The 20871-nt window shown below is 63.4% G+C and carries 19 protein-coding genes and 3 pseudogenes; 14 read left to right on the forward strand and 8 right to left on the reverse strand.

The genetic code is table 11. From position 1 onward, the window contains the following. The first annotated feature begins 170 nt into the window (after positions 1-170). The 6 genes and pseudogenes from ASPU41_RS10255 to ASPU41_RS10285 all read left to right on the forward strand — a co-directional run. Positions 171-764: an RNA polymerase sigma factor gene (locus ASPU41_RS10255; protein ID WP_231941043.1), complete on the forward strand. Its 594-nt coding sequence runs from the start codon at positions 171-173 to the stop codon at positions 762-764. Continuing rightward, positions 755-1339 carry a hypothetical protein gene (locus ASPU41_RS10260; protein WP_069950836.1) on the forward strand — a complete coding sequence of 195 codons (585 nt, stop codon included), beginning with the start codon at positions 755-757 and terminating at the stop codon, positions 1337-1339. The genes ASPU41_RS10255 and ASPU41_RS10260 overlap by 10 nt, the downstream gene beginning before the upstream one ends. Next, positions 1332-1745, forward strand: a complete 414-nt coding sequence (locus ASPU41_RS10265; protein ID WP_069950837.1) for a hypothetical protein — start codon at positions 1332-1334, stop codon at positions 1743-1745. The genes ASPU41_RS10260 and ASPU41_RS10265 overlap by 8 nt, the downstream gene beginning before the upstream one ends. 118 nt (positions 1746-1863) lie before the next feature. Beyond that, positions 1864-2091, forward strand: coding sequence for a hypothetical protein (locus ASPU41_RS10270; RefSeq protein ID WP_069950838.1), 228 nt, complete (start codon positions 1864-1866; stop codon positions 2089-2091). A 1100-nt stretch (positions 2092-3191) separates the two neighbouring features. Continuing rightward, positions 3192-3782: a recombinase family protein gene (locus tag ASPU41_RS10280; protein WP_069950840.1), complete on the forward strand. Its 591-nt coding sequence runs from the start codon at positions 3192-3194 to the stop codon at positions 3780-3782. A gap of 88 nt (positions 3783-3870) precedes the next feature. Further along, positions 3871-4155 (forward strand): annotated as a pseudogene (locus ASPU41_RS10285) (recombinase family protein); the annotation flags it as partial. 553 nt (positions 4156-4708) lie between these two features. On the opposite strand, the gene ASPU41_RS10290 reads toward ASPU41_RS10285, so the two are convergent. Continuing rightward, positions 4709-5236: a hypothetical protein gene (locus tag ASPU41_RS10290; RefSeq protein WP_069950842.1), complete on the reverse strand. Its 528-nt coding sequence runs from the start codon at positions 5234-5236 to the stop codon at positions 4709-4711. A 496-nt stretch (positions 5237-5732) separates the two neighbouring features. Here ASPU41_RS10290 and ASPU41_RS10295 point away from each other — a divergent pair, with 496 nt between their 5' ends. Beyond that, entirely contained in the window at positions 5733-6326 is a 594-nt protein-coding gene (locus ASPU41_RS10295) for a uridine kinase (protein ID WP_231941044.1), read from the forward strand. 7 nt (positions 6327-6333) lie between these two features. Here ASPU41_RS10295 and ASPU41_RS10300 read toward each other — a convergent pair whose 3' ends face one another. The 5 genes and pseudogenes from ASPU41_RS10300 to ASPU41_RS10320 form a co-directional block, all read right to left on the reverse strand. After that, positions 6334-7710 carry an alpha-amylase family glycosyl hydrolase gene (locus tag ASPU41_RS10300; RefSeq protein WP_231941045.1) on the reverse strand — a complete coding sequence of 459 codons (1377 nt, stop codon included), beginning with the start codon at positions 7708-7710 and terminating at the stop codon, positions 6334-6336. Beyond that, positions 7707-7970: pseudogene (locus ASPU41_RS10305) on the reverse strand (carbohydrate ABC transporter permease); the annotation flags it as partial. The pseudogene ASPU41_RS10305 and the gene ASPU41_RS10300, both read right to left, overlap by 4 nt. After that, entirely contained in the window at positions 7971-8906 is a 936-nt protein-coding gene (locus ASPU41_RS10310; RefSeq protein WP_069952619.1) for a lipid kinase, read from the reverse strand. 35 nt (positions 8907-8941) lie between these two features. After that, entirely contained in the window at positions 8942-10615 is a 1674-nt protein-coding gene (locus ASPU41_RS10315; protein ID WP_069950844.1) for a thiamine pyrophosphate-binding protein, read from the reverse strand. Positions 10616-10734: 119 nt separating this feature from the next. Continuing rightward, entirely contained in the window at positions 10735-11238 is a 504-nt protein-coding gene (locus ASPU41_RS10320; RefSeq protein WP_069950845.1) for an Lrp/AsnC family transcriptional regulator, read from the reverse strand. 93 nt (positions 11239-11331) lie between these two features. Between ASPU41_RS10320 and hisC the strand changes: the two genes are divergently transcribed. Next, positions 11332-12429, forward strand: coding sequence for a histidinol-phosphate transaminase (hisC, locus tag ASPU41_RS10325; RefSeq protein ID WP_069950846.1), 1098 nt, complete (start codon positions 11332-11334; stop codon positions 12427-12429). A gap of 52 nt (positions 12430-12481) precedes the next feature. Then, positions 12482-13894, forward strand: a complete 1413-nt coding sequence (locus ASPU41_RS10330) for an amino acid permease (protein ID WP_069950847.1) — start codon at positions 12482-12484, stop codon at positions 13892-13894. Positions 13895-14260: 366 nt separating this feature from the next. Here ASPU41_RS10330 and ASPU41_RS24025 read toward each other — a convergent pair. Both ASPU41_RS24025 and ASPU41_RS24030 read right to left on the reverse strand, forming a co-directional pair. Then, positions 14261-14404 (reverse strand): annotated as a pseudogene (locus tag ASPU41_RS24025) (RES domain-containing protein); the annotation flags it as partial. Then, a complete protein-coding gene (locus tag ASPU41_RS24030; RefSeq protein WP_442856195.1) occupies positions 14386-14724 on the reverse strand; it encodes a HEPN-associated N-terminal domain-containing protein in 339 nt (112 codons plus the stop codon). The pseudogene ASPU41_RS24025 and the gene ASPU41_RS24030, both read right to left, overlap by 19 nt. A 79-nt stretch (positions 14725-14803) precedes the next feature. Between ASPU41_RS24030 and ASPU41_RS10335 the strand changes: the two genes are divergently transcribed. The 5 genes from ASPU41_RS10335 to ASPU41_RS10355 all read left to right on the forward strand — a co-directional run bounded on the left by ASPU41_RS10335 (position 14804) and on the right by ASPU41_RS10355 (position 20743). After that, positions 14804-15274 carry a hypothetical protein gene (locus ASPU41_RS10335; RefSeq protein ID WP_231941046.1) on the forward strand — a complete coding sequence of 157 codons (471 nt, stop codon included), beginning with the start codon at positions 14804-14806 and terminating at the stop codon, positions 15272-15274. A gap of 386 nt (positions 15275-15660) precedes the next feature. Then, positions 15661-16962 carry a hypothetical protein gene (locus tag ASPU41_RS10340; protein ID WP_197515638.1) on the forward strand — a complete coding sequence of 434 codons (1302 nt, stop codon included), beginning with the start codon at positions 15661-15663 and terminating at the stop codon, positions 16960-16962. Between the two features lie 652 nt (positions 16963-17614). Beyond that, complete coding sequence (locus ASPU41_RS10345; protein ID WP_083266458.1) at positions 17615-18676, forward strand: DUF262 domain-containing protein; 1062 nt, start codon at positions 17615-17617, stop codon at positions 18674-18676. Positions 18677-18691: 15 nt separating this feature from the next. Next, entirely contained in the window at positions 18692-19726 is a 1035-nt protein-coding gene (locus tag ASPU41_RS10350; RefSeq protein ID WP_069952410.1) for an IS30 family transposase, read from the forward strand. 75 nt (positions 19727-19801) lie between these two features. Beyond that, positions 19802-20743: a DUF4357 domain-containing protein gene (locus ASPU41_RS10355; protein WP_069950850.1), complete on the forward strand. Its 942-nt coding sequence runs from the start codon at positions 19802-19804 to the stop codon at positions 20741-20743. Positions 20744-20871: the final 128 nt, after the last annotated feature.

A 20871-nucleotide genomic window follows, 5' to 3' on the forward strand; every position in this document is an offset into this window, starting at 1 on the left:
ACGCACGTCACCGCCAAACGTCACGCGGAAAGGCAAACTGCTTTGTCCCTGTTTCTCCCCGCACCGGCCATTCCCATTGCCGCCCGCGTCTGAAAATATTGGTCCTAAGCCCCGGAACCCGGGTGGTGCGGTTCGGGGGCAAAAGGGGATGGCGGTGACGATGGATGAGCGTGAACCGGTTGCCCCTGACCCGGCCGGAGGATCTGGACGAGGCGACCGTCGTCGCCCGGGCCCAGGACGGCAACTTGGACGCCTTCGAATACCTCGTCGAGGCGTATCAGGGCAGACTTTTCCGTCTCGCTTTCCGGATGCTCCATGACCGGGGAGAGGCCGAAGACGTCGTGCAGGACACCCTGATGGCCTGCTGGAGAAAGCTGCCGCTGCTGACAAGCGTTCAGGCTTTCAGCGGGTGGCTGTACCAGATGGCCACCAACCGTTGCCTGGACAGTCTGCGTCGACGGTCCAGTCAGGCGGAGGTCGTCCAGGAACCGGTAACTCTGCAAACAACCGCGGATTCCTTCATCAGACCGGGAACCGGAGACGATCCCGCCCGCGAAGCGGAAATCTCCTGCGAGATCGATGGCCTGGCCGCAGCGTTGCTGACCCTCCCGCCCGGGCAGCGAGCCTGCTGGCTCCTGCGGGAAATCCACGAACGCAGCTACGCTGAAATAGCGGCAACGCTGAAGGTCAGTGAACCGACGGTCAGAGGCCGCCTCGCCAGAGCACGCGCACAACTCGCGGAAAGGATGAGTCAATGGCAATAGACGAAACCATCCCCCGCCTGGGCTGTGGGCGCAGCATCGACGAGGTCTGGGCGACCATCAACCAGCCTCCCAGCGCCCATGAAAACGGCTGCGGCCACTGCCGGACGGCCCGGGCCAGCCTGGCGAAGCTCGCGAAAGCCGCCCGCACGCTTCGGGACAACGATGCAGAAGATGCCTCCCTGCAGCCGCAGCACGCCGTCAAGGACACCATCATGAACCTGGCCCGCGCCGAAGTCCGGAGGGGCAGCCGGCTGCCCGTCTACCGGTCTGGCCAGGGTGGCATTGCGATCAGCGAACAAGCCATCACTTCAGTGATCTGGTTCGGCGCCGATGCCCTTCCGGGAGTACGGGGCCGTCGCTGCCGCGTCCATCCTGACCCGGATAACGCGGAGGACCCCCGCCCGGCCGGGACCGCCGACATCCTGGTTGACCTTCGAATCGCCGTGGCCTCCGGCACCGACATCCCCGGAACCGCCGAGCTGCTGCGTCAGCGGATCATCGGCATGATCACAGCACACGTCGGAGTCAACGCCGGAGCCGTCAACATCACCGTGGAGGATTTCTACGATGTCTGAGCGTCCTCTCGAGGCCCGGCTGATCAGCAGTCACCTTATTGCCGGCCTTGCCGCCCGCACCGCCCTCGATACACCAGGCGTCCTCCGGCTCGAACCGACCCTGAAAAACCTTCTCACCCACCTGGGAACAGGAACAATCCAAAATCTCCGCAGGACAGACACCCGGACCACTCCCGCCCGGCACGACGGGGTCTTTGTCACCCTCCACAACGGCATCGCCGACGTCCAGCTCGACATCGCCACCGATATCGCCTTCGCAGCCCTGAACGTCGCCCAAGCCGTGCGGGAGCAGATCTCCCGGACCATCAGCCACACCGGGCTCATCCCCGGGCGCATCGACATCTCGATCCTGGCCATCGAGCACCCACCCACCGCCACAGCGGCCCGCGCTCCCAGGCCCCTCTGATCCAGAACACCAGCATGCCGGCCACCAAACCATCATCGTTTACGGACTCGTTTAACGATTCCGAACCACGGCACCGCGCCCCGGACTCCCGGGCGGGACCCATCGGCATGGAACCGGCATGAACTCTGAACCCAACAACCAGGAAAACCCGACCGAAGGCATCCCGGACGGAACCGGCCGGCACCAAGGCAAGACATCCTGGGCAACGGCCATCCTCCTCCCACCGGCGCTGCTGCTCTGCGGCGTCTGGCTGCTGCTGATTGCCAACTACCTTCTCGCCGCCGTATTCTTCTTCGCCGCCATGGCCTCTCTGGCCTACTTCGCGGCCAGCCGCCGACGCGGATGAACTAGAAGCATCCCTCCGGGCGGCCGGTGCGGCGGATCCCGTCCGAGGTCCGGTGTTTGGTGAGCAGCAACAGTGCGGCTTTGGAGCGGCACCTGCTCGAGTACTTCCCGGCGCTGGAGCAGGCCTTTGACTACGCCGAGGAACGAGGGGCTGGACAGGCTGGAGCGGACACGTAGAATCCGAAGGAACAGCCAAAAACGGTCGTAGACACAAAGATCGGACACGGCGGAGCCCTGCGACGTCGGGGCCGGGTCCAACAGCCGGCCGCGCCAGCGGAGGCCCGATAACTGGTGGAGCGCAACGGAATCCGATGCGTTGATGCTCTGTTTGGCGCTCTAACATCAGAAGGGAGACCGAGATGGGCCTCAGAAGTCTCTTTCAGCGAAAAGCAGTAACCACCGCATGTGTGAGCCCCGTTCGGGCGGCCACCGCCGGCCAAGACCAGCTTTTGTCGCCGGAACGCCAGGAGGAGCTGCAGGCCGCCTGGGTTGAACTGACTGAGGCAGCCAGAGGCTCAAAGGTGACCAGCTTCCACGCCTGCACCCGGAATGGCCGACCCTGGACGGAAGATCCGGCCGCGGTCAGAGCCGTCGCCGCCACACTCCGTGAATTCCCGGCCTCGGACAGCCAATAGGCCGCATTTCCCCCGCATTGTTCAAGCAGGGCGAGCATGCGCTCCTCTTCGGCCCGGTCTGTGCCCCATGCCGATAACAGTAACGCTGGAAAGGATCCGCACCGGAGAACCGTCGCCGGCCCCAAGTCTCAGGTGGTAGCCGCTTGGAAGGCTTCGGCGATTCCGACCCAGTATCGTGCCGTGGGAGCGTACCTGATACCCATTCTCGATGGCCCAACGAGCGGATCGGCCCGGGGCGGAGACTCTGCCCGCGCGGGGCGTCTTTGCCGCGGGCCCGGCGGTCCTGTGGTCTCCGCGTCCGGGGGCGGGTTGGCAGCCCGACAGTGTGCAGACGATTTCGAACATTCCGTGCAGACGACTTCGAAAAATGACACCGACCCTACCGGCGACACGCCGCGAAATCCATGTCGAAAACCCGCGCCGGAAATCAACGTCGGCAAACCCTGGGTATGGGTATTATCGACACATGTTGATCGGATATGCGCGCGTCTCCACCGCCGACCAAAACCCCGTCCACCAAACGGACGCCCTCGCCCGCGCCGGCGTCGACCCGGCCAACATTTACCTCGACCACGCCAGCGGTGCCAAAGCCAGCAGGCCCGAGCTCGACAAGGCCCTCGCCTCCTCCAACCGGGCCGGTGACCAGCTCGTCATCACCCGCCTCGACAGACTCGGCCGGTCGGTACTCCACCTCGTCACCCTCGGCGCAGCTCTCCGGGAACGTGGTGTGGGATTGCGTGTCCTCGAGCAGGGCATCGACACCACGACCGCGGAAGGGCGGGCAATGTTCGGGATGCTCTCCGTCCTCGCCGAACTCCAACGAGAACTCATCATCGCCAACACCCGGGACGGCCTCGCGGCCGCCCGCGCCCGCGGACGAACCGGAGGAAGACGCCCCAAACTCACCCCCGATCAGGCCCACCATGCCCAACAGCTCTACGACGCCGGGGACCACACCGTTCAGCGCATCGCCGATCTGCTTCAGGTCCCGCGCTCCACGATCTACGGCCACCTCAACAAATCAAGCATCGGGCGACGCCCCACCCCAGCGCCGTGACCCGGCGTAACAGCGGTGCCGACCAGAACCTCTACTACCTGGCCCCAACGGCTTAGCGTGACTTTCCCGAGCATTGGTCCTCAAGCCCCTCGTCTTCGGGATGTTCGCCGCCCTCGCCGAGTTCGAACGCGAACTCATCTCCGAACGCACGATCGCAGGCCTCGCCGCCGCCCGTGCCCGCGGACGGAACGGAGGCCGCCCCTACAAGATGACGCCGGCGAAACTCCGGCTCGCGGTGGCGTCCATGGGCAAGCCAGGAACCAAAGTCAGCGACCTCTGCACCGAACTCGGCATCACCCGCCAAACCCTCTACCGGCACGTCTCACCCACAGGGGAGCTGCGGCCCGACGGTGAGAAACTTCTCTCGCGATAGCAGTAGACCCGCCCGTACCAGCAGCGGCCGGCACCACCGCCCTGGCCAGCGCATCCGGCCTCGCCGGCGTTCCCTTTCACGCCCCGTCACCGGTCGTTTCAGCGGACGGGGGTTACGGGACGGTCGACTTTCCTGTGAATTCCGGAATTTCTTATGTAGCAGGTCAGGGCGGGGTGCGCTCCGCTAGCCGACCGGCTTGCGGGATGGCAGGAAGGCTCTATAAGGGACACCCCAAAAGGTGCTGTATATGATGACGCACTTATGCAGAGCTGGCGTTCCGGCTGCGGAGCTTTGCCTTATTCTTCTCCACTCGTCAAGCCCACGGCCAACCAGGCAGCTGCAAAAGCTAGTGCAAGGACCGGCTTCCATATGTCAGCACCTTCGATGAGCCCACTGATACCCAGCCATCCAAATACCAGGGCTCCGAGGATCGCAACGATCAGAGTTGTTCGTGGCGCCTCGTACAGCCTCAACGAGATGGCGCCGTCGACGTCAGAGAACCGGGGCCTGGCCCCGGTTCTCCGTCTTGCGCGAAACTACTGGCGTGCGATGGTCACGGCCCGGTGATCGTGATGTAGTCGCCGGTGAAGCCGGCGAAGTGCAGCGTGTAGGTGAAGCTGCTGAGCGTGATGGTTCCTCCGAGCAGTTCCTTGGTCCAGTTGCCGTTGGGGCAGGTCGCTCGGGCCACGAAGTCTGCCGCCGTCGGGACGGGCGACGAGCTCAGCGCTGTTACCCTGAGCCTGCCGTTCTTGGGTGCGAGGTCTCCGGTGGTCGCCGGCACGGTCGTGACCTGAGACTTGACCTCGACGATCTGGCCACCGCGGTTGCGGCATTGGACCGTGGCCGTGTAAGTCGTGGACAAGGTTGCTTCGGCATTGGCGTTTCCGACGCCCGCCAATTCGAACGTGGTGCAGTCGACCTGGGTTGCTGTGACGCTACAGCCGATCGTTCCCGACTGAAGATGCGTGCCCGTCGGGGCGGCAGCGGGATCGATGGTGGTGGTGGCGGCCAGCGCCGATGTGGTGACGCCGAACAAGAGCATCGCCATGGCGGCGATGATCGCAAAAAATCGCTTATACATCTTTGTCTCCTGTAGCAAAAGTGGTAAGACTTGGCCTCCGCTAATCAGCGGGGAAAAGGACCCCCCAGTCAGTCCCAACAGTTGCTCGTCGGGATTTCTGCTCTCGCTATTCCCGGCCCTCCAAGAAGACACCTAACGGAACGAAACCACAAGGGAATTCAGTACTATCTCTTGATGCGAAGTCACGATTTACGGTCGCAGGAACGTGGCAACGGCAACACCTACGAAAAAGCCAGAGATTCAACGACCTCCTGCACGTGATCGCGAACGTTCGTGCTCAGATCGAACATGATCTTGAGATGGGCTACTTCGAGCTTAAAACCTAATCGATCGCGCCGCACAGTCTTCGAGCCCTCGGGCATCGAACCTGCCCGTTGAGGGATCCTCTTGCGGACGCTCGTTAGGGGTCGCTTCGGGCAAAATGGCGATATGAAACAGTTCATGCGATCACTGGCAAACTGACATTCTCAGCGCCGTCGGTCCAGGGCGCCGAGTAGTGGCAGTCGACGGCGTGGATGGCAGTGGCAAGACATTCTTCGCCGCAAACCTGGCATTCGAGATCCAGAATCGACCCGTGATCGTCATCCACGCCGACGACTTTCTAAACCCCTCGCCCGTGAGGCATGCCAAGGGACGTGCTTCACCCGAAGGGTTCTGGGAGGATACCTACAACTACGCGGCCCTGCAGGATCGGTTGCTCGCGCCACTCGGCCCAAAGGGAGACGGCTGGTACTCGCCGGTTTGCTACGACGCAGTGACCGACCGAATGCCACAAGTGGAGGTCGTTCGCGCTCCATCGGATGCACTGGTCGTTGTCGAAGGCATGTTCCTGCACCGCGATGAACTCACCTCCTTCTGGGATGCGTCGGTATTCCTGGATGTTCCGTTCACCGAGACCGCGGCACGAATGGCAGTTCGGAACGGTAGCAACCCCGACCCTGAGCACCCAACGATGCGCCGGTACGTCGGCGGACAGCGCCTCTACTTCGACGCTGCACGACCCTGGGAACGTGCCACGTTCGTCGTGGATAACTCGGATTTCACTTCACCGAAAGTCATCCGTCCCGACGAGGCTTCAACTGTCCGGTGAGGGTTCCTCATACGGACTTGTAGAGGGCCGTGCAGGCGAGTGTGGACATTCCGTGCAGACGACTTCGGAAACTGACACCTGATGCCTGAACCGCAGCGGCTGGTTCAGTCAGCGAAAAGCCGTGGTTCAGCGCGACGTCCTCGGTCCAGGGCAGCGGCACGCGGGCGCCGTCGCGGCAGACGCCGCCGCGGGCCCACATCGGATCCACCCGGGCCTCGAGCGGGACGTCGACCTCGGGCAGCCCAAGCTCCTGGCCCTGGTACAGGTATGCCGGGCCGGGCAGACCCAGCAGGGCGACCAGTGCGGCGCGGGCCCGCAGGGCGCCAACGTCCCCGCCGCCGAAGCGGGTGACGGAGCGGACGATGTCGTGGTTCTCCAGCGCCCAGGTAGGGGTGGCGCCGTGGAGCTGGCGGGCGGCTTCGAGTTCGTTGCCGGCGGTGGCCCAGTCCGCGGGGTCCCAGCCGAGTTTCACGAACGCGAAGGCGAAGGCCTGCTGCATTTCGTCCGCGCGGGTGTAGCGGGCGGCGCGGGCCGGTTCCAGGTTGACCTCGCCCACCAGCAGGCGGTGCGGCTCATACTTCTCGGCCAGGACACGCCAGCGCCGGTAGACCTCGTGGACTTCCTCCTGGTCCGAGACCTGCGGGTTGGACCGCAGCCCGTCCACCACCCCGCCGGTGGAGGGCGAGTCCGGCAGGCCCTCGGCCTTGAACAGGGCATGGGCGACGTCGATCCGAAGCCCGTCCACGCCCTTGTCGAACCAGAAGCGCAGCACGCCGTCGAAGTAGTCGCCGACGGCGGGGTTGCGCCAGTTCCAGTCCGGCTGTTCGGCCGAGAACAGGTGCAAGTACCAGTTGGTGTCCTTCGCCGAGCCGGGGGTGGCGCGGCTCCAGGCGCGGCCGCCGAAGACGCTCTGCCAGTTGTTCGGCGGGGTGTCAGCATCGCGCCCTTCAACAAAGTGGAACATGTCCCGTTCCGGCGAGCCCGGGCCGGCCACGAGGGCCGCCTGGAACAGCGGGTGCTCCGACGAGCAGTGGTTGGGGACGACGTCGAGCAGCACGCGCAGGCCCAGCGAGTGGGCGAGTTCCAGCAGATGGTCGAACTGTTCCATGGTGCCGAACAGCGGGTCCACGCCGGAGTAGTCGGACACGTCGTAGCCCTGGTCCACCTGCGGGGAGGACTGGAACGGGGTCATCCAGATGCCGTCGACGCCGAGCGAGGCGATGTACGGCAGGCGGGCGGTGAGCCCGGCGAGGTCGCCCACGCCGTCGCCGTCGCCGTCGGCGAAGGAGCGCGGATAGACCTGGTAGATGACGGCGGAGTGCCACCAGTGCACATCCGGCGTGAGGGTGGTTTCCTCAACGGTGCCGAATTCGAGAGGGCTCATTTGCTGGCGCCCGCGGTGAGGCCCTCGACGATCCGGCGCTGGAAGATCAGCACCATGATCACCAGCGGGACGGTGACGATCACGCCGGCGGCCATCTGCTCGCCGAAGGGCGCCTGGAATTCGGTGGCGCCGGTGAACTTGGAGATCGCGACCGTGGCGGTCTGGATCTTGGGATCGTTGATCATCGACAGCGCGATGATGAACTCGTTCCAGCTGTGGATGAACGTCAGGATCGCGGTGGTGAAGCCCTCAGGATGGGCCTAGGCGCCGGGTCCGTCGAACAGCGCGCTGGTGCTGCTCTGCGGCACCACCACGTGGACGGCGTTACGCTGGACGGTGAAGTCGGTGGGCGTGGTGGTGGCGATCTCGCCGTCGAGGTTCACCGGCGGCTCGTCGGTGACCAGCCGCACACTCCTGGTGGTCAGGTGGTACACCCGGTCGTGTTTGATGAAGCTTCCGTCTTTGAGCAGCCGTGCGATGCTCACGTGCTCCCGCAGAGGCCCCGCCAGGATGGCGTAGATATCAAGGATGTGGTCATCGATGCCTGCGGTGGGGGAGACCGTGTTGCCGCCGCCGTAATGCCGGCCGTTGCCGACCGCCACCTGGAGCAGGTCCTCGAGCTCCAGCGGCTCGTGGTCACCCTCCGGGAACTCGAGGCGGACCCGAAATGGCTTGTGCCGGGCATAAGCCCGAAGCGTGGCGATGCTGTAGGCCAATGGCCCGATGTACCGCTTCAAGCGGGGGCTGAGCGCTTCGGTAGCCGCCACCGAGAGGCCCACGGATGCGACGTTGAGGAACGGCTCACCGTTGGCCCGGCCGAGGTCGATGTCCACCACCTTGCCTTCGGCGACGGTGGCGCACGCCTCGGCAAGATTGTTCGGTATCTCCAGCGTGCGGGCGAAGTCGTTGGCCGTGCCCAGTGGAAGAACGCCGAGCATAACGTTGGTGCCGGCAACCCGGCCGGCGGCGTAGGAGACAGTCCCGTCGCCGCCGCCGACAACCATTAGGTCGTGCCCGTCCGCCAGCACCCGGTCAAGCGCCCCGGCCAGGTCTGCCCCCGACAGCACGCGGTGCACGGCGGAGATTGGCACGCCGGCCTTTCGCATCACGTCCACGGCAAGTTCGTGTGACGCCCCTCGGCGTGATCCGGCGTTGATCACAACGGCGGCAGAGCGTGCGTCCCGGGCAGCCTTCATGTGGAACATGGTAGGCCGCGGACCTGTGAATTCCGTTAGCCGGCCACCGCCGCCTTCGCGGCCTGCGAGGCCGCCATCCACTCGCTCAGCCACGGGGCCCGGACGCTCGACGTGATCCGGCAGTCGGCCACAAAGGTTCCGCTGGCGCCGGCGTCGATCCAGTCCGTGAGCGCGGAAAGGTCCGCCAGCGAGCGGATGATCGCCGATTCGGCACCAAGCGCTCGAGCGACGCCGCTGAAGTCCACCTCGGGGATCAGCATGGGCTTTTCGGTCAGGCCCTGGGAGCCGTACTGGTGGATTTCGGCTCCATAGGCGGCATCGTTGTAGATCACGACGACGGCGCTGCTCGCCGCGCCAATCAGCGATTCGAGGTCGGACAGGCCCATCAGGAAACCGCCGTCGCCGGAGGCCAGCACCAGGGTGCGGCCGTCCTCCACCGCGCGGGCTGCCCCGACGGCGCTGGCAAGGCCCAGCCCGATGGTCTGGTAGGCGGTCCCCACCATGACCAGGTCCTGTGGCCTCGGGATGCGCCAGTACATGGGTGCCCAGCCGACGAAGTGCCCTCCGTCCTGGACCACCGTGCGGCGCTCCGGCAGCACCACATCCAATGCCGTGGCAAGGGAGCGCGGGTCCAGCCGGCCGTCCGGGGTCTCCGCTGAGCCTGGATGGTGGGCCGGTCCTTCAGCCAGGCGTTTGCGGGCTTCCGCGCGCCAGGCTTCTGCGGGGGTGGCGTCCGGCGAGGCCGGGCCATCCAGCATCTTCAGGATGCGTCCCGCAGCAGACTTCACGTCCGCGCTGACGAAAGTGTCCACCCGGGGGTGCGTCGGCTGCAGGGCGGCGTCGATCTGGATGACCGTGCTGTCCGGGCCGAGCAGGTGCCCGAACCGCATGGTGAAGGGGCTCAAGCTGGCCCCGGCCACGAGGACCACATCGGCCTCACCCATGAGCCCGGCCGCGGTATCCGTGCCGAAGCCGCCCGCGACGCCGAGATACCCGTCGCCGTGGAGGAGGTTGAGCGCCAGGGCGGTTCCGGCGGTCAGCGCGCCGAGCCGGTCGGCAAGTTCGCGGAGCTCCGGGCCGGCGCCGGCGAGGTGTGCGCCGCGGCCGGCGAGGATCAGCGGCCGCTTCGCCCCGGCGAGCAGGCGGGCTACCTGCCCCAGTCCGCCGTCGACGTCGTCCGTTACCTGGGGTGCCAACGGCGCCGGAAGCTCTTCATCTGCCGCCTCGAGTGCCGCGAGATCGTAGGGGATGGCAATCACGACGGCGGTGCGCTTGGTGAGTGCGTACTCCACCGCCTGCCGCGTGATGGAGCCCGCGGCGTCGCGGGTCACGGTGAAGGTGGCCGCGCCGAGGCCTGCGGCGATGGCTGCCTGGTCCACGTCCTGAGGACGGGCGCCACTGCTCGGAGCGTCCCCGGTGACCAGCACCACGGGGATTTGGGCCTGGACCGCCTCGGCGAGGGCGGTGAGTGCGTTGGTGTAGCCGGGGCCGTAGGTGGTGGTGCCCGCTGCGAGACGGCCCGAGGCGCGGTAGTAGGCGTCGGCTGCGGCGATGGCGGCGCCTTCATGGCGGACGGCGGAGAAACGAAGGCCCAGCTTCTCAGCGGCGTCCAGGAAGTAGACGTTTCCGTTGCCCATGACACCGAAGAGATCGGTGAGATAGCTGCTGAGAACCTGTGCCACGCGGCCGGAGACGGTGAGTGAAGTCATGCAGCAATTTTGTGTGCTGGGTCACGAATCAGCAAGAGAGTTGTTTTTGATTGGTATTTTTGGCAGTTGAAAGTGGTTCGAAGTGAAAATAGGCACGCTTGTGGTGTGGGTCATGCGTATTAGTCGGCGGGGCGGGATTCCTGCTCCGAGAGCCGGGCCAGGAGGCCGTCGTAACGCGGCGGCATGAGTTCCAGCACGGAAATGGCGGTGCTGGTCCGCTGGATGCCGTCGATTTCCAGGATCTCATTGGTAATGCGGTAGAGGTCGGCCGTGCCGCGGGCCACCACCTTGGCCATGAGGTCCGCATCCCCGGTGGTGGCGTGCACCTCGATGACCTCCGGGATTGCTGCTAGCCCGTCTTCCACCGCTCCGGTCCTCGTCTGGCTGATGGACAACGAAAGGAAGGCCATGAGCTCATAGCCCAGCGCGGCGGGGTCCAGCCTGCGGCTGAAGGATCGGAGGGCGCCGCTGCGCTCGAGCCGCGCCAGCCGGGCATGGACGGTGTTCCGTGCGACGCCAAGCGCCCGCGAGAGTGCCAGGGCGCTGGCCTCGGGATCCTTGTCCAGGGCCAGGATGATCCTGCCGTCGAGGGAATCCAGGGTGCGAGGGCTCGGAATGGTCATATTTTCACCGCAGACAGTAGAAGTTGAGCAGAAGTCCCAATGGAATGAGGGTATCTTGCATTGTGGGGCGGGTCACAATCATGATCGTTCCTCATGACCCATGATCAGCTCCTGACCGCACCGGACACAGCGTTTCCCACCCTTCGTGGCGCTGTGGCCGGACTTCCGTCCTACGTCCCGGGCCGGCGGAGCGCCGGCCTGGACATTGCAGCCCTCGCTAGCAACGAAAGCCACTACGAGCCGCTGCCGGCGGCCGCCGCTGCGGTGACCGAAGCGGCCGGCACCATGAACCGCTACCCGGACAGTACCGCCGTCGAACTCCGCGAACGGCTCGCCCGGCACCTGGGCGTCACCGCCGGGGAGGTCGCGGTGGGGCCCGGCAGTGTGGGGGTCCTCCAACAGATCATCACCGGACTGTGCGACGCCGGCGATGAAGTGATCTTCGCCTGGCGCTCCTTCGAGGCGTACCCCATCCTGGTTGAGCTGGCCGGCGCCCGGCCGGTCCGCATCCCGCTGGACGACGCCGAGGGCCACGACCTCGAGGCCATGGCCGCGGCCGTCACTGACCGCACCAAGGTGATCCTGCTCTGCACTCCCAACAACCCCACCGGCGTGCCGATCAGCCACGAGCGCATCGAGGCCTTCCTGCAGTCCGTCCGTTCCGACATCCTCGTGGTGGTCGACGAGGCCTACGTGGAGTACGCCGAAGCGGGCAGCGGCCCCGATTCCCTGTCGCTCTACCGCCAGCACCCGAACGTCTGCATCCTGCGCACCTTCTCGAAGGCCTACGGACTCGCCGGCCTGCGCGTGGGCTACGCCGTGGCGGCGCCGGCCATCGCCGAGGGACTGCGCCGCACCGCGCTTCCCTTTTCGGTGAGTGCGCTGGCCCAGAAGGCTGCCATCGCGTCGCTGGACGCCGGAGAAGAGATGGAATCGCGGGTGACAGCCGTCAGGCAGGAGCGCGCCCGGATGGCCGCGCAGCTGGAAGCGCAGGGCTGGAAACTGCAGCCAAGCCAGGGCAACTTCCTGTGGATCCGCGCAGATAACAGCCTCCGGGCGAGGCTGGTGGACGCGTTCGACCGCGCAGACATCCTGGTCCGGGCGTACCAGGGCGACGGCGTGCGGATCACCGTTGCCGATCCCGCCTCCAACGATCGCGTGCTCCGGCTCCTGGCAGCCCACGCTGCTTAGCAACCACTGACCCGAATCCCCATCCGTTCCACCAACAACCAGAGGACTCCCCATGGAACAACAGACAAAGACGTCTGGCCGCGCACTGGGCGCCGCACTCAAACCCCGCCAGCTCACGATGATGGGCCTCGGAAGCGCCATCGGCGCGGGCCTGTTCATCGGCTCCGGCGCCGGCATCCAGGCTGCCGGCCCGGCCGTGCTGATCTCCTACCTCGTGGCAGGCACCCTTATCATCCTGGTGATGTGGGCCCTCGGCGAGATGGCCGCCGCCAATCCGGACAGCGGCGCCTTCTCCGTCTATACCGCCAAGGCCTACGGGCCGGTGGCCGGCGCCACGGTGGGCTGGCTCTGGTGGCTGCAGCTCGTGGTGGTCATCGCCGCCGAAGCGCTCGGCGCGGCAGGCCTGCTGGCCACCATCTTCCCGGCCCTGCCGGTGTGGCTGATGGCCTTCGTGTTCATCGTGCTGCTCACCGCCGTGAACCTCACCAGTGTGAAGAACTTCGGCGAGTTCGAGTTCTGGTTCGCCCTGCTCAAGGTGGCAGCAATCGTCGGGTTCCTCCTGGTGGGCGCTGCGCTGCTCTTCGGCTGGCTGCCGGGCGTGCAGTCGCCGGGCCTGTCCAACTTCACGGGTGCCGGGTTCGCGCCCAGCGGTTTTGCCGGGATTGCGACGGCGCTTTTCGTGGTGGCGTTCGCGTTCGGCGGCACTGAGATTGTCTCCGTGGCGGCAGCTGAGACCGCCGAACCTGCCCGCAGCGTGAAGAAAGCGGTCCGCACGGTGCTGTGGCGCATCCTGGTTTTCTACATCGGTTCCATCTTCATTATTGCGGCCGTGGTTCCCGTGGGTTCGGCGGGGCTGAAGAGCCCGTTCGCTGCCGTGTTGGAGGCCGCCGGCATGCCCGGCGCAGCCACCGCCATCACCCTGGTGGCCGTCGCAGCGCTGCTCTCGGCCCTCAACGCCAACCTCTACGGTGCGTCACGGATGGCGTACTCCCTCGCGGAGCGGGGTGAAGCACCACGCCTGCTTGCCTCGGTGTCCAAGGCGCGGGTCCCGGTTGTCGCAGTCCTGGCCAGCGTTGCCTTCGGTGTTGTCACGGTTGTGCTGGAACTGGCCTTCCCCGAAATGGTCCTTCCCGTCCTGCTCAACATCGTGGGTTCAACGTGCCTGCTGGTATGGACCTCCGCGCTGCTCGCCCAGCTCGCATTGCGCCTCCGCGCCGACCGCGAGGGAACGGAGCTTCCCCTGCGGATGCCGGGCTTCCCCTGGCTCACGGTGTTCGGTCTGGTCATCCTCGCGGCGATCTTCACGGTGGGATTCATCGGCGAGGATTCCCGTCCCCAGCTCCTGAGCACGTTCGCACTCGTGGCACTTCTGGCGGTGGCGAACTGGATGCATCACCGGAACGGGAAGGTTTCGCCGGTTGTCGAATCCTCGGAGCGTGCCAAGGAGCCGGTGCTCATCGACTGAATCAGGGGCTGTGGACCCACCTCGTGGGTTCGGTGCACGCGGAGGGCGCGTCCGGTCGGGCCGGGCGTGCCCTCCGCAATGCTTTGCCGAGCTGGCCATGCTGACCATAGAATCGGCCAGTTCGGCTGCGCCTCTCTCGTTGGGCGCACGACTGCGGACCGCCGCCACCGCTGCTCCGGATGCGTGGCCGGCCACAACGCTAGATAAACAAGCTCCACCTCGGTCCTGCGAACTACCCTGTAAGTCGTCACTTCTTCGGGGTTCACAGTGAAGACGGGCTGGGACTTCTCACCTGAGCTGCTAAAGTCTTCCTCCGCGGGCAGATGGTTTCCCACGGAAGCTGGCCTATAGGGCGGCGATACGGCGTCACCAAGAGCGCTGATTTCGGAATGTCCCGATTCTCGCGAAGCTGTGCGTTCCATGAGTGGCGAGCTCCCGTACTGCAGTTGTGGCGGCGGCAGAGGCGTAAAACATCGGGATGCCTTCAGGGCTCATGCGGTTGGCTGCAGCGAGGTGTTCAGGAGCAGGCCCGAGGTAACTTCGCTATTGGCGTCGGGCATGAAAATGAAGCGTGACTCCGACTTCACAGCCGCCACGAAGCTTTCCCATTCCCACCGCACAACCTGCACCGAGTTTCCGTGGCGACTTGGAATCCACTCATGTTCCCGAGCAGCCTCCGATAAGAGCTCAAAGAGGACTTCATCAACGTCTGAGGCGAAGGCGCCCGCACAAACACTAGAAATGACGTCCCACGAGTCGAGATTCTCTGGGTCAAAATAGCCCAATCCGGTAGGACCTGGTCCGGGTGCCTTCAATTTCCTAATAACCACGCAACTCTATGAGGTCCTGTCTCGCTGGCAGTCTCCACGCCTAAAAGCTCGCCACACACCAAGCGACGTTTCGTTGGTGGTGAGCAAGAACCACCGCTTGGACATCCTGCGCAGGATGACATACTTCAACCACACGTCCAGCTTCGCCACCATCTCCGCCGGCGCCGCCATCGCCGCGTACTCGTTCCTCGAGTTCGACGCTGTCACCGCCGTCACCGAGGAGACCGTCGAACCGCGCAAGAACATGCCGCGCGCCATCATGCTCATCGCCCTGATCGGCGGCATCATCGTGACGGTGTCCTACGTGATCCACCTGGTCAGGCCCGGCGGTGTATTTGAGGACTCGGCCTGCACGGCCAGGTCCATCGCACTGCAGATCGGAGGGCAGCTGTTCAGTGCCGTGTTCCTCGCCGACCTGGTGGTGGCGCAGTCCGCCTCCGCTGTCGCGGCGCAGGGCAGTGCCTCCCGCCTGCTGCACGCGATGGACCAGGACTCCGTGCGGTCCAAGGCGGTCTTCGGCCGGCTCAGCGAGAAGTTCCACACCCCGTGATGAACCTGATTTTCACGGTTATTGTCGAACTGATCGCGATCTTACGTCCAACGAAATGGCCATAGCAACCGCACTGGACGCGGCGTGCAACGCTGTCCGGAGAGCGCGCTCGGTGCGAGCCCTCCGTTCTCAGAACCCCGTCTATACCGGGCCGAGCTTCCGGAACCCGTCCTGCACGTCGTTCTGTCAGGGCTTTGGGCCCGCTACACCGGACATCGGAGCTGCCCCAACATTTCCGGTGCCAACTCGGCCGGATAGGCTTCCAAGACGCGCCAGGGTGTGCCAGGCGCTGGCCGGAACCAGAGGACACCCCTATGCGATTGATTTCCCGCTCCCGATTCGATGCGCTTGCGGCTTATGCTCGCGCCCCAATGGCTGTGTTCGTTATGGAGGAACTTGCTTGGTTTGAGGATGCTGACGGCAGTATTCTTTCGACTATTGTCTTCGACAGGACAGACGGTGATTATGGGGTGATTATCCTTGCTAGGGACCTGAATGACCGGTTTCGATGGATTAGCGGGACTCATTCGCACGGGACCCCGGAGCAGGCAGTAATGGCACTGAGTCTTCGGCTCAACAAGATTGGCCCAGACCTGGCCGCGATGCGCATACAGGGCGACGAGACTGGCCAGCCGGTCGACTTCTTTGCACCTCTAGCTATTGAAGAGAAGCTCCACGAGGACTTCCTCCATTTAGCCTCGGATAAAGGATTCTCAGCTGCACGAGGCATCATCAGCGCCATGATGCGGTGGAACAAAGACATTGACGGAAACTTTGTGGAGCAGTTTCAAACCACCGGATTTGATGCGCGTCTATGGGAACTATATCTTTTTGCTGCTCTAACTGAAGCCGGCCTGTTTGTGGGTCGGCCTACACCCGCGCCCGACTTTCTTGCGACGGGACCTCTTGGAGAATTTGCCATGGAAGCAACCACCATCAACCCCAGCGTGGGACCTGGCGGGAAGCCAGCAGCGTCGCAAAAGCCGAGCAGTGAAGCAGAAATAGGACCTTACGTCCATGAGTATCTCCCCATCAGGTATGCAGGACCTCTGACTGCCAAATTGCGCAAGGAGTACTGGAAAAAGCCAGCAGCGGCTGGGAAGCCGCTAGTGTTTGCCATCCAGGACTTTCACGACACGATGTCTATGACATATAGCGGAACTGCCCTGGAAACTTACCTTTATGGATATAAGCACGAGGCCAAGAAGGACTCCGAAGGCGGCCTTACAATTGTGCCTATCCCCGTTACTGAGCATAAGTGGGGGGAGAAGAAAGTCCCATCTGGATTTTTCTCACTCCCGGATGCAGAGAACGTCAGCGCGGTTATCTTCAATAGCAGCGCGACGCTCTCCAAGTTCAATAGAATGGGAGTTGGCGCAGGCTTCGGGTCTGACGACGTCGTACTCATTCGTCGGGGATATTTCGCGGACTCTAATCCGGATGCGTCAAGCCCCAAGCCCTATGTTCACTTCGTCACGCAAGAGGATACGGAGACTTGGATTGAGGGCATGGACGTATATCACAATCCAAGGGCCGCTCACCCCTTTGACCCCGACCTGCTTCCGGGCGCGTCCCACCATCGGTTAGTCGAGGGTGGAGGGATAGAAACCGTCTCTCCACGTTGGAAACCACTGCAGTCGCGGACGTCGATTCTGACATTGACAGGAAGCGATGGGCAGGTGAAGTAGCCGCATCATGATTCTCACGAGTAGAGGCCTCGTGACTGGTGGTGGTGGTTGACGAGGACCGCAGTTTCTTTACAAGGGGAAGACAATCATGAGTATTGCTCAGAGGCGTCTAAGCCCCGGGCGCCGCTGCCACAGCCTGGCGAACAGCAATCGCGTGTCGAGCGGGTCGAGCGTTGCTATTCCACGCCTACAGAACTAGCGCGTCCCGGACCCGAGCCACGGCGGCTCCAGGCCCGTGTATCCAATAATTCTGGGCCGCGAGATAGCACATCAGTCGCAACTGGACCGACAGTTGTGCGACCTAGAGCTACGCAAGGAGCCGACGCGGACACCGTCCAGCCGCAGCCCCAGCAGTCCTCCGTCAACAGGCTGCGGGCACAGGGGGCATTGGGTTGGAGAATCGGCAGCCTGTTGACGTGGATGGCCCTGAACCGGACAGGGAAAGCATTCCAGCCGTCGACCGCCAGGACTCATCGGCACGGCCAAACGGAGCACAGTGCACCTGCTTCCGGTCCTGGACGGCGGAGACCGCGGCGCTCTGGTACCTGCTGCGGATCTGGCAGTCAGTGATCCTGCGACTATCGAGCAGGTCGCGGCGCTATAGTTGCCATCAACCTAAATCAGTGGTCTGCCGCATTCTTGTACGGGGGAAATGATGTCACCAAGGGAAAACACTCTTGAAGCGCACGAATTACCGTTGCGTTCAATCTTTGACGATGATTTTCGGTTCACTATTCCCGACTATCAGCGTCCGTACTCGTGGACGCGCGACCAGGCCGGGCAGCTACTCGACGACCTCCTCACCGCGCTAGGCGAGCGAAACGCGTCGTCGGAGTCGGGAGATCCGTACTTTCTGGGGTCGCTAGTCCTCGTCAAGAAGAAGGGGCGTCCTGCTGCTGAAGTGATTGACGGCCAACAGCGGCTTACTACACTCACACTCCTTTTTGCTGTGCTGGCACATCTTGCGGAGAGCTCGGAAGAGAAGACCTCGTATATGAAGCGGATACAGCAGCCAGGAGACGTAGTTGCGGGAACGAGGGCGGAGGCCCGCCTGAAGCTTCGAGCCCGGGATCGCGAATTCTTTACTAAATTCGTCCAGTCACCTGACGGTATTGGTCTCCTTGTATCCCTCCCTGACCATCAGGTACTTGATGGAAGTGTCCAACGCCGTCTTCGGGACAACGCATCGTTGTTCGTGGAAATCCTCAAAACGAAGACGAGTGCTGAGCGCTTAAGTTTAGGGTCGTTGCTCGTCAACGAGACGTTTCTAGTGGTCGTCAGTACCTCCACTGAGGACAGCGCACACAGAGTGTTCAGCGTGATGAATTCCCGCGGTCTGCAACTGTCGCCAGCCGACATATTCAAGGCGCGAGTCATAGGATCCATCGACGAATCCAAGCGAACCGAATACTCCACCAAGTGGGAGGATGCAGAAGAACAGCTCGGCCAGGAGCCATTCGCAGATCTGTTCTTGCATCTTCGTACAATATTCGTTCAGGAGCGGGCAAAGCAGTCCTTGCTAAAAGAATTTCAAGAGGTTCTCAATAGCCAGTTTTCGGGCGAAGCCGGAAAATTCGTCGATGATGTCCTTGTGCCTTATGCGTCGGCTTTTGAACAAGTTCGGGATGCTTCCTTTTCTGGCTCAACACATGCACCAAGCATTAACCAGAAGATCCGCCGGCGGTGTCATACCCTCGAAGCAACAACACGTTGAATAGAGGGGTTGCCGGTGGCGCGCAGGGCGTTGACTTTTTCGGATCGGGCGGATATCGCGGTGGGGCTTCAGGCCGGTAAAACGGACCGGCAGATCGGGTCCGATATCGGCCGGGACCACACGATCGTGTGGCGTGAACGGCGGCGGAATTCCACCAAGACCCGTGGCTACCGCCCTGTCACCGCAGACGTGAGGGCGGAGCGGAAACGCAGCCGTCCGCAGGCCCGGAAGATGGACACCGATCCTGTCCTCGCGGCACGGGTGAAGGCTGACCTGTTCCGGTCCAGGACGCCGCGGCAGATCGCCGGGCGCTTGCGTTTGGAAGCCACGGAGACCAGCGTTGAGACCATGGTTAAATCTCCTGACGCGCAAGGCCGGACCGTCTCCCACGAGGCCATCTACCGGTGGATCTACGCCCTGCCCAAGGGCGAGCTGGCGAAGTCCGGGATCCTGCTGCAGTCCAAACGAACCAAGCGAAAAACCCGCAAGCCGTTGGGTGAGCGGACAGGCGGGAGGATCATCGGCATGGTCAGCATCGATGACCGCCCGGAAGAGGCCGCGGACCGGCGGGTTCCAGGGGCGTGGGAAGGGGATCTCGTGGTCGGCAAGGCCGGCAGGACCGCTGTGGCCACGCTGGTGGAGCGGAACAGCAGATTCCTGATCATGCTCGGCCTTCCCGACGGCAAAAAGTCTGCAGGACTGGCCGATGTGCTGATCGAGAAAGTCAATGACCTGCCGGCACTGATGCGCGGATCCCTGACCTGGGACCAGGGCACCGAAATGGCCCGCCACGCCCAGCTGACACTCGCCACGGACCTGCCCGTGTACTTCGCCCACCCGCACTCACCGTGGGAGCGGCCCAGCAACGAAAACACCAACGGCCTCATCCGGGAATACCTGCCCAAAGGCGAAGTCCTTCCCAGCCACCAGCCGTTCCTGGACTCCATCGCCGATGAACTCAACGACAGACCACGCGCCGTCCTGGGCTACTTCACACCGAGGGAAGTATTCACCAAGCTACTCAACGACGACGTTGCTAAGACGGGTTGACACCGCCGCCAGCTGAATCGTCTGGCTAATAACGACTGGGTCGCGCCTGCGCTCTGGGCTATCTGTGATCCGCAAATGGACGAGTCGTCGCTCCTGTCCTTCCTGACATCGCTAGAGCGGCTGGCTGCGTCGATGCTTCTGCAGCGCTACTACGCCACTCCTCGGGCCAGTAGATACGTAGAACTCCTCAAACAGCTTGCAGCGGGAAGAGGGATGCAGTCACCCGCGCTCAAGCTCTCCGGCGAGGAACTAGCCAAGTGCAGAAACGAACTCGACGGCGAAATCTACAGGAATTCCGCACAGGCTAAGTACGTCCTGCTGAGACTGGACGAGGATCTTGCTGATGCCAGCGGAGTCAGTTATGAGCACAGGGTTGTGTCCATTGAGCATGTTCTCCCGCAGACTCCCCGGGAAGGATCAGAATGGAACGAAGACTTCACAGAGTACGACCATGGTCAGTGGCTCCATCGTCTTGGCAACCTCGTGCTCCTGAGCCGCAGCAAGAATTCGCAGGCACAGAACTACGACTTTACGGAGAAGAAGTCTAAGTATTTCCAGAGCTCTCGAGGAACATCAAATTTTGCTCTGACGTCGCAGGTCTTGAACTCAGTTTCTTGGACGCCGGAAGTCGTCGAGCGTCGTCATTCGGACCTTGTGAATCGGCTGGTTGGCATTTGGAACCTTGGCGAGGAGAACGCGGAGGAATCAGACCCGGACGCGCACGGAGTCCTGACTCTTTTCGGCACGGGTGGCGTGCACGCGCTAGGACGGTTCTCAGGAAACGGACACTTTGTCGTCGAGGAAGCGATGGTGCGCCCACAAGTTAGAGTCTCGATGCGGAATTCGTTCAAGGATCTCCGCGACGGGCTACGACTGAAGCAAGTGCTAGTTGAGGAAGGAGATCTGCTGAAGCTCGTGGAGCCCCTGACATTTACATCGTCGTCTGCGGCGGCGGAGTTCGTGCTCGGATACTCGGCGAGCGGGCCTCTGATGTGGAAGTCTGTGTCTGGCGTCTAGCGGGCTCCTCTTTAAACGTGTTGACATAACCGATCGAAATGGGCGGCCGAGCGGTCTTCGAATCGAAGACATTGCTTGCCAATGCTCGACTCCATTTTTCGTCAGGGACCTCTGTGCCGTTGAGCTCC

Origin of the sequence: Arthrobacter sp. U41, from assembly GCF_001750145.1 — a bacterium.
GTDB lineage: Bacteria > Actinomycetota > Actinomycetes > Actinomycetales > Micrococcaceae > Arthrobacter.